The 18,696-nt window shown below is 74.7% G+C and carries 18 protein-coding genes; 9 read left to right on the forward strand and 9 right to left on the reverse strand.

The genetic code is table 11. From position 1 onward, the window contains the following. Positions 1-3: 3 nt before the first annotated feature. From HT134_RS08815 to HT134_RS08835, 5 genes are read left to right on the forward strand one after another with little or no spacing between them, the layout of a single operon-like run. Positions 4-927, forward strand: coding sequence for a transporter substrate-binding domain-containing protein (locus HT134_RS08815; protein ID WP_175599643.1), 924 nt, complete (start codon positions 4-6; stop codon positions 925-927). Between the two features lie 37 nt (positions 928-964). Continuing rightward, positions 965-1,930 (forward strand): amino acid ABC transporter permease, encoded by a 966-nt coding sequence (locus HT134_RS08820; RefSeq protein ID WP_175599644.1) that lies wholly within the window; start codon positions 965-967, stop codon positions 1,928-1,930. 8 nt (positions 1,931-1,938) lie between these two features. Next, the gene (locus HT134_RS08825; RefSeq protein WP_281387383.1) at positions 1,939-2,706 is read left to right on the forward strand and encodes an amino acid ABC transporter ATP-binding protein; all 768 of its coding nucleotides are present in this window, start codon (positions 1,939-1,941) and stop codon (positions 2,704-2,706) included. Further along, positions 2,706-3,752 carry an ornithine cyclodeaminase family protein gene (locus tag HT134_RS08830; RefSeq protein WP_175599645.1) on the forward strand — a complete coding sequence of 349 codons (1,047 nt, stop codon included), beginning with the start codon at positions 2,706-2,708 and terminating at the stop codon, positions 3,750-3,752. The genes HT134_RS08825 and HT134_RS08830 overlap by 1 nt, the downstream gene beginning before the upstream one ends. Before the next feature lie 27 nt (positions 3,753-3,779). Continuing rightward, positions 3,780-4,931, forward strand: a complete 1,152-nt coding sequence (locus HT134_RS08835) for a LacI family DNA-binding transcriptional regulator (protein WP_175599646.1) — start codon at positions 3,780-3,782, stop codon at positions 4,929-4,931. Between the two features lie 30 nt (positions 4,932-4,961). Here HT134_RS08835 and HT134_RS08840 read toward each other — a convergent pair whose 3' ends face one another. Then, positions 4,962-6,125, reverse strand: a complete 1,164-nt coding sequence (locus tag HT134_RS08840) for an NAD(P)/FAD-dependent oxidoreductase (protein WP_175599647.1) — start codon at positions 6,123-6,125, stop codon at positions 4,962-4,964. 118 nt (positions 6,126-6,243) lie between these two features. Continuing rightward, on the reverse strand, positions 6,244-7,182 hold the full coding sequence (locus HT134_RS08845) for a LysR family transcriptional regulator (protein ID WP_175599648.1): 939 nt from the start codon (positions 7,180-7,182) through the stop codon (positions 6,244-6,246). 130 nt (positions 7,183-7,312) lie between these two features. On the opposite strand from HT134_RS08845, the gene HT134_RS08850 reads away from it, so the two are divergent. Next, a complete protein-coding gene (locus HT134_RS08850; protein ID WP_175599649.1) occupies positions 7,313-8,662 on the forward strand; it encodes an SWIM zinc finger family protein in 1,350 nt (449 codons plus the stop codon). 84 nt (positions 8,663-8,746) lie between these two features. Here the strand turns inward: HT134_RS08850 and HT134_RS08855 are convergent, their stop codons facing one another. After that, complete coding sequence (locus tag HT134_RS08855; RefSeq protein ID WP_175599650.1) at positions 8,747-9,838, reverse strand: LacI family DNA-binding transcriptional regulator; 1,092 nt, start codon at positions 9,836-9,838, stop codon at positions 8,747-8,749. Positions 9,839-10,053: 215 nt separating this feature from the next. On the opposite strand from HT134_RS08855, the gene HT134_RS46785 reads away from it, so the two are divergent. After that, on the forward strand, positions 10,054-10,377 hold the full coding sequence (locus HT134_RS46785; protein ID WP_175599651.1) for a CocE/NonD family hydrolase C-terminal non-catalytic domain-containing protein: 324 nt from the start codon (positions 10,054-10,056) through the stop codon (positions 10,375-10,377). Beyond that, complete coding sequence (locus tag HT134_RS46790; RefSeq protein WP_312888043.1) at positions 10,368-10,628, forward strand: CocE/NonD family hydrolase C-terminal non-catalytic domain-containing protein; 261 nt, start codon at positions 10,368-10,370, stop codon at positions 10,626-10,628. Before HT134_RS46785 ends, HT134_RS46790 begins: the two co-directional genes overlap by 10 nt. On the opposite strand, the gene HT134_RS08870 is transcribed toward HT134_RS46790, so the two are convergent. The 5 genes from HT134_RS08870 to HT134_RS08890 all read right to left on the reverse strand — a co-directional run bounded on the left by HT134_RS08870 (position 10,625) and on the right by HT134_RS08890 (position 17,148). Further along, positions 10,625-11,536: a DUF72 domain-containing protein gene (locus HT134_RS08870; RefSeq protein WP_175599653.1), complete on the reverse strand. Its 912-nt coding sequence runs from the start codon at positions 11,534-11,536 to the stop codon at positions 10,625-10,627. The two genes, HT134_RS46790 and HT134_RS08870, sit on opposite strands and share 4 nt — an antisense overlap. 100 nt (positions 11,537-11,636) lie before the next feature. Further along, positions 11,637-14,177, reverse strand: a complete 2,541-nt coding sequence (locus tag HT134_RS08875; RefSeq protein WP_175599654.1) for a DUF7824 domain-containing protein — start codon at positions 14,175-14,177, stop codon at positions 11,637-11,639. A gap of 129 nt (positions 14,178-14,306) precedes the next feature. Further along, entirely contained in the window at positions 14,307-15,134 is an 828-nt protein-coding gene (locus HT134_RS08880) for a cupin domain-containing protein (RefSeq protein WP_246363594.1), read from the reverse strand. Continuing rightward, positions 15,113-16,051 (reverse strand): DUF6807 domain-containing protein, encoded by a 939-nt coding sequence (locus tag HT134_RS08885; protein ID WP_175599655.1) that lies wholly within the window; start codon positions 16,049-16,051, stop codon positions 15,113-15,115. The genes HT134_RS08880 and HT134_RS08885 overlap by 22 nt, the downstream gene beginning before the upstream one ends. After that, entirely contained in the window at positions 16,048-17,148 is a 1,101-nt protein-coding gene (locus HT134_RS08890) for a Gfo/Idh/MocA family protein (RefSeq protein WP_175599656.1), read from the reverse strand. The genes HT134_RS08885 and HT134_RS08890 overlap by 4 nt, the downstream gene beginning before the upstream one ends. Before the next feature lie 237 nt (positions 17,149-17,385). Here HT134_RS08890 and HT134_RS08895 point away from each other — a divergent pair, with 237 nt between their 5' ends. Further along, complete coding sequence (locus HT134_RS08895) at positions 17,386-17,802, forward strand: peptidase inhibitor family I36 protein (protein WP_175599657.1); 417 nt, start codon at positions 17,386-17,388, stop codon at positions 17,800-17,802. 133 nt (positions 17,803-17,935) lie between these two features. Here HT134_RS08895 and HT134_RS48035 read toward each other — a convergent pair whose 3' ends face one another. Continuing rightward, positions 17,936-18,688, reverse strand: a complete 753-nt coding sequence (locus tag HT134_RS48035; RefSeq protein ID WP_376768084.1) for a methyltransferase domain-containing protein — start codon at positions 18,686-18,688, stop codon at positions 17,936-17,938. Positions 18,689-18,696 lie beyond the last annotated feature (8 nt).

Consider the following 18,696-nt stretch of genomic DNA (forward strand, 5'->3'; position numbering starts at 1 on the left):
GACATGACCGGTATCAGTGGTGGCCGCAAGGGCGCGGCCCTGATCGCGCTGCCGGTGTGCGCGGCGCTCCTGCTGTCCGCCTGCGGCGGCGGGTCCGGCGACGCCGCGCGGTCCGCGGGCTCGCCGGCCCAGGGGACGGCACAGGCACAGCAGCCCGCCGGCGACCCCGCGGTCGCCAAGCTCGTCCCGCCGGGCCTCAGGAGCGCCAAGGTCGCGGTCTTCGGGGACTGGGCGCCCGAGGAGTACGTGGACGGCGGCCAGATCAAGGGCTGGAGCGTCGAGCTGGCCAAGGCCATGGCCGCCAAGATGGGCGTGACCTTCACCTACACGGCCACCGGCTTCGACATGATCATCCCGGGCCTGGACAACGGCCGCTACGACGTGGCCGTGGCCTCGCTCGGGGTCACCCCCGAACGGCTGGAGAGCCTCGACTTCGTCCCGCTGCAGAAGGAGGGCACCGCCTTCGGCTGGAAGAAGGGGGCGGGGCTGAACATCGCCCGGATCGAGGACGTGTGCGGCAAGTCCGTGGCCGTGCTCACCGGGGCCTGGGAGTACAAGTACCTCACCGAGCACAACCCGCGGACCTGCGGCTCCGCCCCCATGAAGATCGAGCAGTTCAAGGACCAGCCCTCGGCCGAGCTGGCCGTCACCTCGGGCCGCGTCCAGCTCGTCGCCGCCGGCTCGGGCAAGCTCAAGTACAGCGCGAAGCAGACCGGCCAGCTCGAGACCTCCGCCCTGCTGGTCAACGCCGTCTACAACGGGCTGGGCGTGAAGAAGGACAGCCCGCTCGGGCCCGCGCTCAAGGCGGCGCTGCAGGCCGTCATCGACGACGGCACGTACGCGAGGATCCGCTCCGACTGGGGCGTGACCAGTGAGGGCGACCTCAAGACCGCCGTCCTCATCACCGAGGCCAACCCCGAGGGCTGACAGCAAGGACCAGTCCCGTCACCGTGAGGAGTCGTCGATGACGTTTGCCGGCAGCCCGGCGCAGGGAAGCGAGGAGGGCGGCGCGTTCCGCGGCGCGGAGCGTGGCGCGTTCCGCAGCGCGGAGGGCGCGCGGAGGGTGCCGCTGCGGCACCCGTGGTGGTGGGCCGGAGGGGCGGTCCTCGTCCTGCTGATCGCGCTGTTCGCGCGGCTCCTGCTGACGAACGAGAACCTGCGCTGGTCGGTGGTCCTGGAGTACCTGTTCGACCGGGAGATCCTCGGCGGGCTCGTCACCACCCTGGAGCTGACCGTGCTGGCCATGGTGCTCGGTCTGGCCATCGGCGTCGTCCTCGCGGTGATGCGGCTGTCGGCCAACCCGCTGTTCCGGTCCGTGAGCTGGCTCTGGCTGTGGTTCTTCCGGGGCGTGCCGCCGCTGGTGCAGATGGTGTTCTGGTTCAACCTGGCCACGCTGATCCCGGTGATCGAGCTGGGCGTGCCGTTCGGGCCGACGCTCGCCTCCTGGGACACCAACACCGTCGTCTCGTCGTTCTCGGCGGCCATCCTCGGCCTCGCCCTCACCGAGAGCGCGTACGCCGCCGAGATGATCCGCGCCGGGATCCAGGCGGTGCCCAAGGGGCAGACGGAGGCCGCGCTGGTCGTCGGGATGTCCCGGTTCCAGGTGCTGCGGCGGGTCGTGCTGCCGCAGGCGCTGCGGATCGTCGTGCCGCCGATCGGCAACGACCTCATCTCGATGCTGAAGTTCACCTCGCTGGTCAGCGTCCTGGCCACGCCCGACCTGCTCTACAGCGCCCAGATGATCTACTCCCGCAACTACCGGACGATCCCGCTCCTGCTCGTGGCCACCATCTGGTACCTCGTGCTGACCACCCTGCTCACCCTCGCGCAGCAGCACGTGGAGCGGCGGATGAAGGTCACCAGGGCGACCGCGGGCCGGGCCGGCGACGTCAGGCGGCTGCGCTTCCTCCCCTCGTTCGGAAAGGCGTGAGGCGCGAGATGTCCGAGATCCCCCTGCTCCGTGTCGAGAAGGTCGGCAAGGCGTTCGGCCGGCACCAGGTGCTGCGCGAGGTGTCCCTGGACGTGCACGCCGGCCAGGTGCTGTGCGTCATCGGCCCCTCGGGCTCCGGCAAGAGCACCCTCCTGCGCTGCGTCAACCGCCTGGAGGTCCCGGACAGCGGGTACGTCTACCTCGAAGGGCAGCCGGTCGGCTTCCGCTGGAAGGGCGACGGCCTGCACGAAATGACCTCCTCCCAGCTCGCGGCCCAGCGGCGCCGGATGGGCATGGTCTTCCAGAACTTCCACCTGTTCCCCCACCGCCGCGTCGTCGACAACGTGACCGAGGGCCCGGTCGTCGTCAACGGCCTCGACCGCGGGACGGCCCGCGAGCAGGCGATGGAGCTGCTGACCAAGGTGGGCCTGGCCGACAAGGCCGGCGCCTTCCCCGAGTCGCTGTCCGGCGGCCAGCAGCAGCGCGTCGCGATCGCCCGCTCGCTCGCCATGCGGCCCGCGCTCATGCTGTTCGACGAGCCCACCTCCGCGCTCGACCCGGAGCTGGTCGGCGACGTCCTCGACGTCATGCGCGACCTGGCCCGCGACGGGATGACCATGGTGGTGGTCACCCACGAGATGGCCTTCGCCCGGGACGTCGCCGACCAGGTCGTGTTCATGGACGGCGGCCGGGTGGTGGAGGCGGGACCGCCGGAGCGGATCTTCGGCGCTCCGGAGCACGAGCGCACCCGCTCGTTCCTGTCGAGGGTGCTGTAGTGGACGTGCTGATCCTCTCGGACGCCGACATCCGGGCCACGCTGGACGCCGCCGAGGTGGTGGCGACCCAGGAGCGGGCGTTCCTGCTGGCCGGCGAGCCGGGGCGGGTGCGCGCCGCGCACACCCACCACGCGACGTTCGCCCCGGACGGCATGGCGTTCGCCCACGCGGCCGTGGCCGCCGGGGAGACCGCCGCGCTGTCCGGGACCGACGCGCTGTCCGGGCCCGGGATCGGCATGGTGTCCGGGCCCGGGACCGGCGTGGTGTTCAAGACGGGCACCCAGCATCCGGCCAACGCTCGGCGGGGCCTGCCCACGGTCCACGCGACGGTCACCGTCCACGACCCGGAGACCGGCGCGGCCGTCGCCGTGCTCAACGGCACGACGATCACCACCCTGCGCACCGCCGGCGGCCTGGTCGCCGCCGCCCGCGCCCTGTCCCCCGCCGGCCCGCACACGGTCGGCGTGCTCGGCGCGGGGGCGCAGGCGACCGAGTTCGTCCTGCTGACGGCCGCGGTCACGCCGGTCGAGCGGTTCCTGATGTGGAGCCCGGGGCTGCGGGCCCGCGGACGCGCCCGGCTCGACCCTCGCCTCGCGGACCTGCCCGTCGAGGTGGCCGCCTCGCCCCGCGACCTGTGCGAGCGGAGCGGCACCGTCGCCACCTGCACGCTCAGCCGTACCCCGGTGGTGGAGGGCGCCTGGCTGCGGGCGGGCACGGCCGTGCTGACGATGGGCTCGTACGCGCCGGACCGGTGCGAGATCGACCTCGCCTGCTCGGCGCGCGCCGCCCGCACCTACGCCGACCTGCCCGAGCAGGCGCTGCGCTCGAACGGCCCTGTCGTGGCGGCGGTCGCGGCCGGGGTGCTGGACGCGCGGGCGGTGCGCCCGCTCGCCGCCGCGCTGCGCGGCGGCCACCCGGCGCGCGCCGGCGGCGGGGAGACGGTGGTGTTCCACAGCAACGGTCTCGGGGTCCAGGATGCGACGCTGGCCTGGCGTGCGTACACTCGCGCTCGCGCGAACGGCCTCGGCACCCGTGTCCGCCTGTGAGCCGGCCGTCCCTGGAAGGAAGTGATCGTGGCGACTGAACCCGGAGCGGGGTCTGGCTCCAGGCGTCCCAGCCTCAAGGACGTCGCCGCGCGGGCCGGGGTCTCCAGGGCCAGCGCCTCGCGCGTGCTCGGCGGCTACGGCTACTCCAGCCAGGACGTCGCCGACCGGGTGATGGCGGCGGTCCGCGAGCTGGGCTACGAGCCCGACCGGGTCGCCCGCACGATGCGCAGCGGCAAATCGGGCGTCATCGGCTTCGTCTGCGCCGACATCTCCGACGCCTTCTTCTCCAGCGCCATGCGCGGCATCTGCGACGTGGCGCTGCGCGAGGGCGCCCAGGTCATCGTCATGAACACCGACGACAAGCCGGGCCAGGAGCGCGACGCCACCCGCGTGCTGCTGTCGCACAAGGTGGACGGCGTCATCATCACCCCCGTCTCGGTGCGCGAGCACGCCCACATCGCCGCCATCACCGGCGCCGGCGTGCCGGTCGTCTCGCTCGACCGGCAGCTCAGCGACATCGGCATCGACAGCGTGGTGGCCGACAACGAGGCGGCCACGGAAGAGGCGATCCGCCGCCTCATCGGCCTCGGGCACCGGCGGATCGCCTTCCTCGGCTCGGTGCAGCGGGAGGAGCCGCCCGTGCTGCGCGTCGGCAAGGTCCGGGCGAACGTCGTGGGCCCGTCCCGGCCCTCGCTCGACCGGGCGCGGGGCTACCTGCGCGCCCTCACCGCGGCGGGGCTGCCCGTGGAGCGCGAGCTCATCGCGCTCGTCCCGCACGACGCGCCGGACGGCCGCCTGGAGGCGGTGGCGGCGGTGCTGGCGGCCGAGCCCCGGCCGAGCGCGCTGTTCACGGCCGACAGCTACATGACGCGCAGCGCGTTCTCGCTGCTGTCGGAGCGCGGCATCGCGATCCCGGGCGAGATGTCGCTCATCGGGTTCGACGACCTGGAGTGGACCACTCTGGTACGCCCGCGGATCTCGGTCGTCGTGCAGCCCGCGTACGACATGGGGCGGGCCGCGGCCGACCAGCTCTTCGCCCAGATCGCCCGCCCGGACGCGCCCGGAGCGGACGCGAGGGCGGGCGCGGGAGCGAGGGCGGGCGCGGGCGCGGGGCGTGGGCACCGCACCGTGGTCCCGACGCGCTTCATCGAACGCGACAGCGCCGGCGCGGCCCCCTGACCCGCGCGCCTTCCGCTGAGGAGGCGCGGGTCAGACGATGTTGAGCTCGGGCCGGGCGCCGGCGAGGGCGAAGCGGCGCGCGTCGAAGCCGCTGACGTCCACGAACGGCTCCCGCCCCAGGTACAGGTCGCGGACCACCTCGCCGACGGCCGGGCTCATCAGGAAGCCGTGGCCGGAGAACCCGGTGGCGTAGATGAACCGGTCCACCCCGGGGGCGACGCCGATGAGCGCGTTGTGGTCGGGCGTCACCTCGTACAGGCCGGCCCAGCCGGTGGCGATGCCGGTCTCCATGAGCGCCGGGGCGCGGCGGGCCATGGCCTCGCCCAGCCGCGGCAGCCAGGCGTCGGACCGGTCGAGCTTGAACCCGGGCGTCTCGTCGGGGTCGGACATGCCGAGCAGCAGGCCGGGCCCCTCGCGGTGGAAGTAGAACGTGGTGCCGAAGTCGATGGTGAACGCCGTCGGCGGCAGGTCCGGGACCGGCTCGGTGACCAGCACCTGGCGGCGCAGCGGGGTCACCGGCAGGTCCACGCCCACCCACGCGCCGACGGGGGCCGACCAGGCGCCGGCCGCGCAGACGACGGTGTCGGTCTCGATGCGGCCGCCCTCGGTCAGGACGGCGGTGACGCGGCCGTCCACGGTCTCGACGCCGGTCGCGGCGCAGTTCGGCAGCAGCCGCGCGCCGAGCCTGCGGGCCGCGCCCGCGTAGCCGAGGACGACCGACTCGGGCGTGCAGTGGCCGTCGGTGGGCGAGTACGCGGCGCCGAGCAGCCCCTCGGTGTCGATGAGCGGCGACAGCTCGGCGGCCTCGCGCAGCGAGATCATCCGGCTGGGCACCCCGAGGTCGTTCTGGATCGCGACGTTCTTCTCGAACTCGGCGACGGCTGCGGGCGTGTCGAGGAGGAACAGGTAGCCGGGCTTGTGCAGGTCGATCTCCTGGCCGAACCGCTCGGCGAAGGCGTCGAACGTCTCCAGGCTGCGTACGGCCAGCTCGATGTTGACCCGGTCGGAGAACTGCGCGCGCACTCCCCCGGCGGCCTTGGAGGTGGAGCCGGAGCCCAGCGGCCCCTTGTCGAGGAGCACCACGTCCCGCACCCCGGCGGCGGCCAGCGCGTAGGCCGAGCTGACGCCCATGGCGCCACCCCCGATGATCACGACCGAGGCTCGCGACGGCAGCTCGCGCCCGGACTCGTTCATGGGACGGCTCCTTCCGGCGTCATGGGGAACGGCGTGTCCAGCATCGCGGAGCGGGCGGCGCCGGAGGAAGCGGGCGAGCGCGGCCATCTGTGGGCGTGGCGGAAGAACTTCTTATGCTTCATCGCTGCTGCTCCGCGCAGGCGAGGCCGGGCAGGACGCCGCCCAGCCGGGCCGCGGCCCGGCGCAGGGCGCGCACCGCGCCGGTGATCACCGGGTTCGTGGTCTCCGAACGGTACACGGCGCCGATGCGGCGGCGGGCGCCCACCCCGTCGAGCCGGGCCGCGGCCACGCCCTCGCTCGGCTGGTGGGCCAGCGCCGGGACGAGGGCGACACCCAGGCCGGAGCGGACGAAGCCGCGGATGACGCCGTAGTCGTTGCTGCGGTAGTCGACCTGCGGCTGGTAGCCCGCCTGGGCGCACAGGCCGCGCAGGAACGCGGCCCCGGCCGTGCCCTCCCGGGTGGCCACCCAGGTCTCGTGCTTGAGGTCGTCGAGGCCGACGGCCCCGGCGCCGGCCAGGGAGTGCCGTTCGGGCAGCAGCACCAGCAGCTCCTCCTCCAGCAGCCGGACCTGGCGCAGGTCCCTGGGCCAGACCCGGGGCACCAGGTCGTACCGGTAGACCAGCGCCATGTCGAGTTCCCCGGCGCGGACGAGCGGGATCAGCTCGTCCGGCTCGCCCTCGTCGAGCAGGGTCTCCACGGACGGGTGCGACTGGGCGTACCCGGCCAGCGCGATCGGCAGGAGCCGCTGGCTGGCCGTGGGGAAGCTGCCGAGCCGGAGCCGGCCGATCGTGCCCTCGCACAGGCCGCGGACGTCCTCCTCCAGGGCGTCCAGCGCCGAGAGCACGTCCACGGAGCGCTGGACGAGGTAGCGGGCCGCCGGGGTCGGCGTGATCGTGTGGGCGCCGCGCTCGAACAGCGGCACCTTGACCACGCGTTCCAGCGCGGCGATCTGCTGCGAGACGGCGGAGCCGGTGTAACCGAGGCTCCGGGCCGCGGCGGCGAACGACCCGGCGTGCAGCACGGCGGCCAGCGTCCGGAGGTGCACCGGGTTGAGCATCAGCAGATCTGTCCTTACATGTACCAATTACCGATATTCTCCCGTACCTCCAGGCCCGTGAACAGCCACGACTCACATGCCGGACACCCGCGGCGGGCTTTTGTCGGTGGTGATCCCTACTGTCCCGGCCATGAGTCAAGCGACGCAGACCTACAGCTACGCCGCGCCCTCCGCGATGGTGGACGGGCGCCTCGGACTGTCCACCTCCGGCGGCCGGGCGCTCAGCGGCCCCGCTGTGGCGCCCCGGTTCTTCAGCGGGCTGGTGACCCAGGCCGCGCCCGCCGCCGCCGCGCTGCTGGGCGTGGCCGACGTGGCCCTCGCCCGTTACCACCAGCCGCGTCCCGGCTGGACCCGCGACCCGGTCGTCACCTGTGGCGGCGACCGGCTGCGCTTCGAGTCGTTCTCCGCCTGCGGCGGCGTCTACGCCCGGCTCGACCTGCTCGGCGGCGCCCTGGACGGCGAGGTCTTCGACCGGGGCACCACCAACGTCGACGTCAACGGCCCGCTGCGCGAGGCGCTGGCCAGGGTGGGCGGGCGTGACCCGCTGCACCTGGGCGTCGGGGCCGACGAGCTGGTCGTCACCACGCTCGACGGCGCGGTCGTGGAGAAGAAGGTGCCGCTGCCGGAGCGGTGGCTGCGCGGCTTCGCCGAGGTCCAGGTCATCGCGGCGGGCATGGACCTGCGGGCGGAGCTGACCGGCATGAGCGCCGTGCGGTTCCTGCGGTCGCTGCCCAAGCGCGCCACGGCCGACCTGTGGGTCGCCCCGGCGGGCCGCGACCTGCGCGTCACCGACCGGCCCGGCGCGGGCGCGGTGTGCCTGTCGGGCGCGGGCCGCCTGGCCACGCTGCACCCCCTGCTGCGCTTCGCGAAGAGTCTCAAGGTGTACGGCCCGGCGGGCGGCGACGGTCCGCTGTCGAGCGCCTGGGAGCTGGAGCTGCCGGGCATGCGCTACACCCTCGCCCTGTCGCCGGAGCGCTGGCGCGGCTTCTCCGGCGAGGGCGCCGTGCTGGCCGACCTGGCCACCGACGAGGCCGAGGCCGACGCCGACGTGGTGGGCATGCTGCTCAACTTCGAGCCGGAGGTGGAGATCGGCCTGCTGGCCGACCGCGCCGGCCTGCCCGTGGACCGGGTCCGGGCCGCCCTCACGCAGCTCGGCACGGCCGGCCGCGTGGGCTACGACCTGGCGGAGGCGGCGCACTTCCACCGCGAGCTGCCCTACGACCGCGAGCACGTCCAGCACCTCAACCCGCGCCTCACCTCGGCCAGGAAGCTCGTCGAGGGCGGCGCGGTGCGGCTCGACGGCGACGTGGCCCGGGTGCGCACCGACGGCGGCATGCGCGAGGTCAGGCTGTCGGACGGCTCGTGCACCTGCCCGTGGTGGTGGGACCACCGCGGCTCGCGTGGGCCGTGCAAGCACGTGCTGGCCGCCCGCATCGCCGCCCGCGCCACCGAGGACGTGCCCGCCGACGCCCTCCGGTGACCACGGGCAGGCGCCCTCCGGTGACCACGGGGCAGACGCCCTCCGGTGACGGCAGGCGGCCTCCGGCGACCACGGGCCGGCGGGTCAGCGGCGCACGCTGGAGTCGCGGACGACCAGCTCCGGGTCGAAGAGCACCTGCCGGTGCCGGTGACGCTCACCCTCGTCGATCTCCTCCAGCAGCAGCTCGGCGGCCACCCGGCCGAGCTCCTCGCGCGGCTGCCGGATCGACGACAGCGGCACCGCCGCCGCCGCGGCGTAGTCGATGTCGTCGTAGCCGATGAGCGCCACGTCGCCGGGGATGCGCAGGCCGGCGGCGGTCAGCCCGTGCATGAGGCCGAGCGCGAGCAGGTCGTTGGCGCAGAACAGCGCGGTGGGCCGCTCGGGGACGGGCATCGCGGCCAGCCGCTCAGCGGCGTGCCGCCCGGAGGCGAAGCTCAGCGACGGCACGTCGATCAGCGTGAGCGAGGGCTCCTCGGCGCTCCCCGCCGCGCCGCCCTCCGTCGCGAGGCCGGCCTCGCCTGGCTGGTCTCGCCGGCCGCGCCGGAACGCGGCGGCCGCGGCCTCCACCGCCTGGGCAGCGCCCTTGTGCCGCTCGGCGACCTGGCTGATCGACCAGGAGCCGCCCACGAAGCCCAGCCTCCGGTGGCCCTGCGCGAGCAGGTGCTCGGTGGCCAGCCGGCCGCCGAGCACGTCATCCACGGCGACCGAGCAGCGGTTGCGCCGCGTGGCCCGGTGGTCGAGCAGCACCACCGGCGTGCCCCGCTCGATGATCTGCTCCAGCCGCTCGTTCTCCCGCTCGACCGGCGTGATGAGGATGCCCTGGACGCGCTGCTCCTCCAGGTGGTGCAGGTAGCGGTGCTCGCGCGGCCCGTCCTGGTCGCTGTTGCACAGCGTGACGATCATCCCGTTGTCGGCGGCGACCGCCTCCACGCCCTTGGCGACGTCGGTGAAGAACGGGTTGGTGACGTCCAGCACCACCAGGCCCATGGTGCGCGTGCGGCCGGAGCGCAGCGCCCGGGCCGACTCGTTGCGCACGAAGCCGAGCTCGTTCATGGCGTTGAGCACCCGCTCGCGCGTGGCGGGCGAGACCGCGTCGGGGCGGTTCAGCACGTTGCTGACCGTCCCCACGGACACGCTGGCCAGCTTGGCGACCTCCTTGATGCTCGCTATCGCCATGGCTCCTCACACGGGGACGGGGACACCCGGATCTTGAGCCAGGGTACTACAGGACCGCGACGGCCTTTGAAACGTAACAACGCGGACGATCGCCGCGACACAGTCATGACCTCGGAACTTGCCCGCAACCTCTTGACTCCTTTCGGTAACTGGCTGAGCGTGCCGGGCAATACGGCTGAAACGTTTCATGGCTGGGCGAGCCGGCCGACCACTACGTGGCCGACCCCGCCGACCCGGTGCCGACCGCGGGTGGCGCGACCTTCCTGCCGGGCGTGCTCCTCGGCCGCGACTCGGGCCAGAAGGAGCAGGCGGCCGTCGAGAGCCGCCGCGACGTGCTCGTCTACACCAGCCAGCCGCCGGCCGGGGACGTGGAGGTGACCGGCGAGGTGGTCGTCGAGCTGCACGCCTCCTCCGGCGCCGCCGACTGCGACTGGACGGCGCGACTGGTGGACGTCCATCCCGACGGGCGCGCGTACGGGGGGTGGACGGCGTCCTGCGGGCGCGCTACCGGCACGGCACGGACCGGGAGGTGCCGCTGACGCCCGGGGAGCCGGAGCTGTTCCGGTTCGCGCTCGGCGCCACCAGCATGGTGTTCAAGGCCGGGCACCGGCTGCGGCTGCAGGTGGCCGGCTCCGACTTCCCGCGCTTCGACCGCGACCCGCAGCAGTGGGTCACGATCGCGACGGCCGGCCAGGCGGACCTGCGGCCGGCCCGGCAGACGCTCCACCACGACGCCGCCCGCCCCAGCCGGCTCCTCCTGCCGGTCGTGGGGGAGCTCTCGTTCGGCTAGGGCCCGCCGGGCGGGGGGATGACGTCGGCGCCGACCTCCTCCAGCAGCTCGGCCAGGCGGGCGGCGTTGCGCTGGGAGTTGTCGGCGCAGCAGTTGTTGGTGAGCACGTGCGTGACGGCGGCCTCCTGGGACAGCGCCGCGATCCGGCCGGCCCAGTCGCGCAGCTCCTCCTCGGCGTACAGGTAGCCGAACCGCTCCTCGATGACCCGGCTGGTCCACTTGTCGGAGTGGCCGTGCAGGCGCACCACGGCCAGGTCGGAGGTCGCGGCCAGCACGGGCGGCACGGACGACGCGTGCCCCTGGGGCATGTCCACCCCCACGTACGGCAGGTCGTGGGCGGCGAGGAAGCCCAGTGTCTCGCGGCGGTGGCCGTCGTCCAGCCACGCCGCGTTGCGGAACTCGACGCAGATCCGGGCCGGCCGGCAGCGGTCGCGGCACTCCAGGATGTAGCGGCGGCTCGCGCCCCCGGGCCGGAACCACGGCGGGAACTGGAACAGCACCGCCCCCAGCTTGCCCGCCTCCCGTAACGGCCGCAGCGCCCCCAGGAACCGGTCCCACACCTGCTCGGCCACCTCCGGCGGCACGTCCCGCAGGTAGAGGGAGCGCCGCGGCTCGCCGAGCGCCGTCCGTAAGTCCTTGTACAGCGCGTCGGGCCGGGTGGGATGGTGGGTGAGCAGGGAGAACGCCTTGACGTTGAAGGTGAAGTCGGCGGGGGTGCGGTCGCGCCACGACGCCGCGGTCCGCTCGGAGGGCGGGTGGTAGTAGGTGGCGTCCACCTCCACCAGCGGGAATCGGGAGGCGTAGAAACGAAGACGGGCCTCGGGCGTGGCGGCGTCGGGGGGATACCAGCCGGAGGCGAGCAGCGACTTGTCGGTCCACGAGGCCGTACCGACGAGGATCTTGCCCATGAGGTCACCGTTCGTTGGGGGGAATGCGGGTCGGCGGTCGGGGTCGTCGACGCACACGCATTCCCCGGCGCGGACGATGTAGGCGCGAGAGCGACGCCGGTCAGCTCACCGGCACCGATGCGCGCGGCGCGACCAGCCGGTGGAGCCGCCGCGCCTCCTGCACGACCCGGCTCGAGCCCTTGCGGGACGCCATGGCGGCGAGGGCGGGCAGGTCGGCCCGGGCCCTCGCGGGGCGGGCGGCCGTCGCGGCGGCGGCCATGAGGTCGGCGAGCCCGGCGCGGGGCCGGTCGCCGTCCGCGGGGAGCAGGGACGGCAGCAGCCGCGCGGCCACCGCCCACGCCGCGTCGTGGCCGCCCCCGCGCGCGGCCTCGTCGAGGGTCGCCGACACCCGGTTGAGCTTGAGGTGACCCTCCCTGATCAGTTCGGTGAGCGCGGCGCCGAGGGCCTCGATCGGCGTCTCACCGCGCGCCGCCAGCGTGAGCAGCGCGTCGGCCGTGCTCGCCCGGGAGGCCGGGTCGGCGTGGCCCATCCCGTAGGCCAGCGCGTACGCGGTGGCCGTCCCCGCGGGACCGGCGCACCGCGCGAGATCCCCCAGGACGGCGGCCACGCCGCTCTTCGCCTCCACCGCGTGCGCCAGGTACCGGAGGAGATGGGCCGCCGCGAGCTCCCGGTGCGACGGGAGGGCCAGGGCCCACCAGTTCAGCAGCTCGGGATAGTAGGCGGACGAGATCGTCTCCAGCCCCTCCATGGCGGGCAGCGTCAGGCTCACGCGGACGCACGCGTGGGTCGACCAGTAGTCGGTCGAGGTGAACGGCTCGCAGGACACCTCCGGGTCGGGCAGGCGGTCGCCGGACATCCAGGCGGCGCAGGCGCGGCCGGCGGCGGAGGTGAAGGTCCGGGCCCGGGCCGCGGTCGCCTCGTCCACCTCGCGGGGCAGCCGGAGGAGGGCCTGCGCGAGGTCGGCGGGCAGCGCCTCCGCCCCGGACGCCTCCAGGAGGGCGAGGCGGTCGAGCAAGGTCTCGGCGGCGACGTGGCCGGTGCCCGAGGTCGGGGCGGCCAGCAGGACCGGGTAGCCCGCCCCGCGCTCGAAGACGGCGACCAGCTCGAACGCGCGCGCCCGGTACAGCCGGTCGATCGCCCTGTGGTCGCCGGACGAGCCGTCCGGCCGGTTCGCGGCCGAGATCCCGCGGCTCTCCTGCGGAGCGGCGAAGGCGAGGAAGGCCCGGTGGAGGAGGTGCTCCGCCTCGTCGCCGAGGTTCTTGCCGTAGTAGTGGCGGGGGTGCTCCCACCACGGGCGCAGCGCCTCGCGAAGCGCGTCGGGCGCGCGGTGCGACCACTCGGCGAGCCCCGCGAGGAGCCGTTCGAAGGTGTACGCGTCGCCGCGCGACCCGCGGAAGCCGGCCAGCTCGCGGGCCAGCTCGCCGGGCGAGGCGACGGGCGGCGGGAGCTGCGGGGCGGGAGCCGCGACCGGGACCGGGACGGCCGGCTCGTCCTCCTCGGGCAGCTCGCCGTAGGCCGCGGCGATCCGTTCGCGCAGCTCGCCCGGCAGCGTGGCCGCCGCCTCCCTGATCGCCTCGCGCCCCTCCTCCCCGGCCACCGGCGCCAGCGGGACGGCCAGCCGCACGGCCCGTTCCTGCAGCACCAGCGCCTCGTGGCCGATGATCCCGGACAGGGCGCGCAGCGCGACGTCGGCCCGCCCGGCGGCGCGGGGCCCGGCCGTGGACCCCAGCCACGAGAGCACGGCCCGCAGCAGCCTCGGCTCCGGCCGGAACGTCAGGGCCTCCACCGCCTCGGCGAACAGCTCCTCCTCCAGCCGGCCCGCCTCGTCCAGCGCCCGCAGCCGCGCCACGGCCGACTCGGCCACCGGGACCGGCGCGGGCGGCAGCAGGCGGACGTAGTCCTCGGCGCGCTCCGCGGTCTCGTCGAGGTTCGGTTCGAGCCAGTCGTGCAGGTTCGCGAGGACGGGCAGGCCGTTCTGACCGTCGCGCAGGAGGCGTCCGACGACGCCGTCGAGCACGGCGCGGCGATCCAGCAGTCCGGCCCGCACCAGCTCGCTGATGACCAGGGCTCCGGCGGCCGAGAGGCCGTCGCGCAGTCCGTCGCTCTCGAAGATCCGCGGCCCCAGGACGGGGAGCAGCGGGTCCGTCGCGGCCGACTCGACCTGGAGCTCACCGAGCCAGCCCGCCATGAACGCGGGGTTGTCGGGCGGCTCGGCGCCGCTCTCGCGGAGGAGGGCGGCGGCCAGCTCCCAGTGGTCCAGCTCGGGCAGGCGCACCCGGGCGGCGACGCGGCGGGCCAGCTCGGCCCGCCACGGCTCCGGCCGGTCGCGCACCAGGTCGAGGATGCGAACGACGTCGCGCGGGTCCTGCCTCCGCCAGCGGAACTCGCGCCGGAACAGCCACGTGGCGACCGCCGCCGAGCCGCCGAGGCAGCCCACCCCCACCATGACGAGGGGACGGATGTGGTGGCGGAACTCCCCGCCCCACCACGGCTGCCCGCCGCGGACCGACTTCCGCACGTGCTCCGTCGCCTCGGCCGCGACGGCCTTGCGGTCGGCCGGGCCGAGCCCGGCCACGAGCTGGGCCGTGCGGGCGACGTCGCCGCCGCGGATGAAGGGGTACAGGTCGTTCCAGGCGGTCATGGGGGCCTCTCCAGTACGGGGTCACTGGATCGGAGACATTAGCGACGCCTTACGACAATCTTGATCGGCCAGGGCCGGCCTCGGCGAGCACAGCCGCGAATCCGGCGCGGCGGTCGGGGAGGGACGGGGTCAGCGGACGGTCGGGCGGGTCACGTCGTGGGCGCGGAGGTGCCCGCACATGCCCCACCGCTCCTCCGGCGGGCTCTCCATGAGGGCCGAGCCCGCGAGGTGGGCGGCGTCGCCCCCCTCCAGCGCGTCCAGCACGGCGGCGGTGCGCCGCGCCTGCTCGGCGACGTTGCGCTCCCACAGCTCCCGCCAGCGCCCCACGTTCGGGCGCACCAGCGCCACCGCGTCGGCGTACAGCCGGCGCAGCGGCTCCAGGTCACCGGCCGCGGCGGCCTCCGCAAGCCGCAGGAACCCCTCCACCGCCAGGTCACGGCGCCGGGCCACCGCCCGCTCGGTCTCCTCCCGCGACCCGCCGGCGGGCAGCGTGGCCGCCTCGCGATAGCGCACGGGGTCGCCCACGACGTCGGGCGGGAACGTCATGACCGCGTCGCCCGCCTCCGGCAGGCCCGCGTTCTGCATCACGACCACCACCTCCAGGCCGTCGTGGTTGACCGCCCGGTGGATCGTCCCGGGCGTGAACCACACCGTCGAGCCCGGCACCAGCTCGGTCTCGCGCGGCCCCCGCACGTCCAGCGTCTGCAACGCGCCCCGCCCGCCGACCACCACGTACGCCTCCGTCGAGGCCGTGTGCAGGTGCGGCGTCCCGCCGGCCAGGCCGTCGGCCGCGCACGTGCCGGAGTACACCGACAGCCGGCTCACCGACGTGCCACCGGGGAACGACGTGCCGCCGGGCGACGGCGCGCCGCCGGAGGAGGTCATGCCGCCGGAGGAGGTCATGCCGTCGCGGGAGGTCATGCCGTCGCGGGAGGTCATGCCGTCGTGGGAGGCCATGCCGTCGCTCCTGCGGCCAGCGCCGCCCTGCCCCGCTCGGCCAGCAGCGCCGTGCCCTCCTCCCCCCGGTCGCCGTCGGCCACCACGACCGCGTACCGGAAGCGCAGCGTCTCGCCGTCCGGCAGCTCCAGCTCCTCGCTGAAGAACGGTGCCGGGCACAGGCAGGCGAACTCCTCGGTGCGGGCGAACCACTGCGGCGGGTGCCGCGGGTTCGCGGTGTCGTCCACCATGACGATCGTCGAGTGGCCGCCCGTGCCGTCGTGCCGGCCGCGGAAGCCGAACCACTCGGCGCGGGTGCCGCGCAGCTCGCCGCCGCCCGCCCCGGTGGGCGACTGGATGAGGCCGCCGGTGAACGAGCGCGGCCCGCGCCAGAACAGCCCGCCGTAGCCGGCGTTCTCGCGTCCCTTGGTGGTCGGCGAGCCGAAGGACAGCGCCGCGCCGGACACGTTCGTCATGGTGGTGTCGAACACCAGCGCCCACGTCGCGTCGTCGAGGACCGAGGCGGCCAGCGTGCGCCGCTCGTCGATGACGGGGGCGCCCGCCTGGGAGGTCCAGGCGAGGGTGTGGCCGATCTCGGCCCGGCCGCCCTCGGCCGACAGCGTGGTCATCTCCTGGTGGGTGGCGCTGCCGTTGTTGTCGAGCTGCACGTAGAACCGGCCGTGCACGTACGTCGGTCCGCCCCAGAAGTTGTGCTCGCCGACGTGCGGCAGCGACCAGGCGATGCCCTTGTGCCAGACGTGGTCGTGCGGCCGGAACAGCGACACGAGTTCGCCGCCGAGGGTGCGGATCGGGTGGAGGTACGGCTTGGGCGACTCCAGCACCGGCGTGTCGGGCCGGTAGACGTAGGTGAAGAGCTGGACGCCGCCCGCCGAGACGGCGACCGACCGGCCGAGGGCGTGGTCGACCTGAAGGGTCACGGGTTCCTCACCTTCTCCCAGGGTGTGCCGGTCCCGTCCATCCGCGACGCGAACGGGTCGCCGGGCGTGATCTGTCCGCTGCGTACGCGCTCGCCGGTGAAGGCGGAGCGGTACAGGGCGGCGATGAACTCCATCGTCCGCCGGGCGTCCCCGGCCGTGACGGGCGGCGCCTCGCCCCGGTCGAGGGCGTCGAGCACCGCCGCGAACCAGCCCTCGTGGCCGCTCGGCACGGAGCTGCGCTCCCGGTTCCACAGCGCGGCGACGTCCTCGTGGCCGGGGGCCGGGGTGACGGTCCAGTCGTCGTCGGTGTAGCCGTACAGGTGCTCCACCTCGACGGTGGCGCGCTCGTAGTCGAAGCGCAGCGCGGAGGTCTGCCGCGGCGACACCACCGAGTTGACCACGGTGGCGACCGCGCCGCTGTCGAAGGTGACCAGCGCGGCCGACACGTCCTCGGTGTCGACGGCGCGGGCCCGGCGGGCGGCGACCGCGGTGACCTCGCGCCACGGCCCGAGGACCGAGAGCAGCAGGTCGAACTGGTGGATGCCGTGCCCCATCGTCGGGCCGCCCCCCTCGCTCTCCCACGTGCCGCGCCAGGGCACCGCGAAGTACGCCTCGTCGCGGTACCACTGGGTGGCGCAGGTGGCGAGCAGCGGCCGGCCCAGCTCCCCCGCGTCGGCGAGGCGGCGCAGCCGCAGCGTGCCCGCGCCGAAGCGGTGCTGCAGGACGGTGGCGACGTGCGCCGTGGAGCGGGCCTCCGCCTCCACCAGCGCGTCCATCTCGGCCAGCGAGAGCGTCGGCGGCTTCTCCACCAGCACCGTCACCCCCGCCTCCAGGCACTCCAGGGCGAGCGGCGCGTGCAGCGCGGGCGGGGTGCAGAGGTGGACCAGGTCCACCTCGCCCTCGCGCAGCAGATCGGTCAGGCTCGCGTGGACGCGGGGGATCTCCCACGTCTCCGCGAACGCCTTGGCCCGGCCGAGGTCCACGTCAACGGCGGCGGCGAGGCTCGCCCGCCCGGCCGAGGCGGCGACGGCCTCGGCGTGGGCGGTGGCGATCCCACCGGTGCCGACGATGGCGGACCGGTAGTTCCGTTGAGACAAGGTGGGGCTCCAGGGGGGCGGGGGCACGCTGGGAAAACGCTTTCCACAGTCTGCCCGGAGGGTCGCGGCAGCGTCAAGAGCCGCCGTCGAGGCCGCCCGCGCCCTTCCGGGCTCCGGGTGCGCCTCGCACGCCCTCCCTCCGGACCGAGGAAGAGCGACCGCACCCCTTCACCTACAAGATCTCAACAGGTATGGTCAGATCCGTTCGCGAAGAAAAGTTTCACCCCTGGAGGGACAGTGGGCAAGAAGCTTCAGTTGCTGGCGTTACCGGCGGCGGCCATCGCGCTGGCCACCCTGACCGGCGGCCCGGCCCAGGCCGCCGACGGCTACGACCGCTGCCACGCCGGTTACTACTGCCTGTTCTCGGGCCTCGACGGCTCGGGCGACATCGTCGAGATCAAGAGCGACACCCCCGACCTCGCCGCGCTGAACATGGCGGACCGCGCCAAGTCCGACTGGAACCGCACGACCTCCTACATCCACCTGTACTCCGAGGCCAACTACGGCGGCTGCTCGGCTGTGACCAGCCCCGGCGGCAAGGGCAACTTCTACAGCGCCTTCCGCGACTTCTTCGACTCCGTCCGCGTCGGCGGCCCGAACGGCCCCTCCTGCGAGGTGACGTTCTCCCGCTCGGTCACCGACTCGCACGGCTGACCCGGTCCCCGGCCCGGCGGCGCGCGAGGGGTCACGCGCGTCGCCGGGCCGGAGCCGTCTCATGACCCGCCGGGCCGACGCGGGCCGGCGGGGCGAGGCGGGCCGGCGGAACATGGCGGTGCGGGTTCGCCGGTCAGGCGCGGGCCGTCACGACGCTCGCCGCCGTCTCCCCGTGCAGGCCGCGTTCGTCCGTGTGCCGGGCCAGCAGCTCCCGTACGGCCTGGCGCAGCGCCTCGCCGTGCTCCCCGGCGTACGGCGCGGCGACCGCCGAGAACCCGAACAGGCAGCACAGCGCGTCCGGCCCGCCCGGCAGCGTGACCGGGACCGTCCACTCGTGCCGCTCGACCCCGGTGAACCCCGCCTCCTCGACCAGCGCGGCGACCTCCTCCCCCGCCGGCGTCCACGGCTCGGCGAACAGCTCGGCCTCCTCCGGGCCCAGCACGGCCCCCACGGCGTCGCGCAGCGCGCGGAACAGCGGGTTGCGTTCCAGCGGCAGCCAGGTGGCGATCGCGATCCGCCCGCCCGGCCGGGCCGCCCTGCGCATCTCCGCCACCGCCGCCCGCCGGTCCGGCACGAACTGGAGCACCTGCTGCGCGGTGACGACGTCGAACGCCTCGTCGGACACGTGCAGCGGCGCGGCCCCGCACTCGACGTACTGGATGGACGCCGGCCCGCCGGACGGCGGCGGCTCCTCGCGGGCGAGCGCCAGCATGGCCGGGCTCGGGTCGGTGCCGACGACGGCGCCGGTCGGGCCCACGGCCGCCGCCAGCACGCGCGCGACCGTCCCCGGCCCGGTGCCCACGTCGAGGGCCCGCGCGCCGGGCGCGGGAGCGAGCGCGCCGACCAGCCGTTCCGCCCACGGCCCGAAGATCGCCGGCACCAGCACCTCCCGGT

The sequence above is a fragment of the Nonomuraea rhodomycinica genome, assembly GCF_013363995.1.
Classification (GTDB): Bacteria; Actinomycetota; Actinomycetes; order Streptosporangiales; family Streptosporangiaceae; genus Nonomuraea; species Nonomuraea rhodomycinica.

Bases quoted from the DNA above. Each gene is read 5' to 3' on its own strand.
- HT134_RS08815 (WP_175599643.1), top strand. From the start codon at position 4: ATGACCGGTATCAGTGGTGGCCGCAAGGGCGCGGCCCTGATCGCGCTG.
- HT134_RS08870 (WP_175599653.1), bottom strand. From the start codon at position 11,536: ATGGGCAAGATCCTCGTCGGTACGGCCTCGTGGACCGACAAGTCGCTG.
- HT134_RS08880 (WP_246363594.1), bottom strand. From the start codon at position 15,134: ATGGCCTCCCACGACGGCATGACCTCCCGCGACGGCATGACCTCCCGC.
- HT134_RS08855 (WP_175599650.1), bottom strand. From the start codon at position 9,838: ATGGCGATAGCGAGCATCAAGGAGGTCGCCAAGCTGGCCAGCGTGTCC.
- HT134_RS08840 (WP_175599647.1), bottom strand. From the start codon at position 6,125: ATGAACGAGTCCGGGCGCGAGCTGCCGTCGCGAGCCTCGGTCGTGATC.
- HT134_RS08825 (WP_281387383.1), top strand. From the start codon at position 1,939: ATGTCCGAGATCCCCCTGCTCCGTGTCGAGAAGGTCGGCAAGGCGTTC.
- HT134_RS08875 (WP_175599654.1), bottom strand. From the start codon at position 14,177: ATGACCGCCTGGAACGACCTGTACCCCTTCATCCGCGGCGGCGACGTC.
- HT134_RS08845 (WP_175599648.1), bottom strand. From the start codon at position 7,182: ATGCTCAACCCGGTGCACCTCCGGACGCTGGCCGCCGTGCTGCACGCC.
- HT134_RS08820 (WP_175599644.1), top strand. From the start codon at position 965: ATGACGTTTGCCGGCAGCCCGGCGCAGGGAAGCGAGGAGGGCGGCGCG.
- HT134_RS08850 (WP_175599649.1), top strand. From the start codon at position 7,313: ATGAGTCAAGCGACGCAGACCTACAGCTACGCCGCGCCCTCCGCGATG.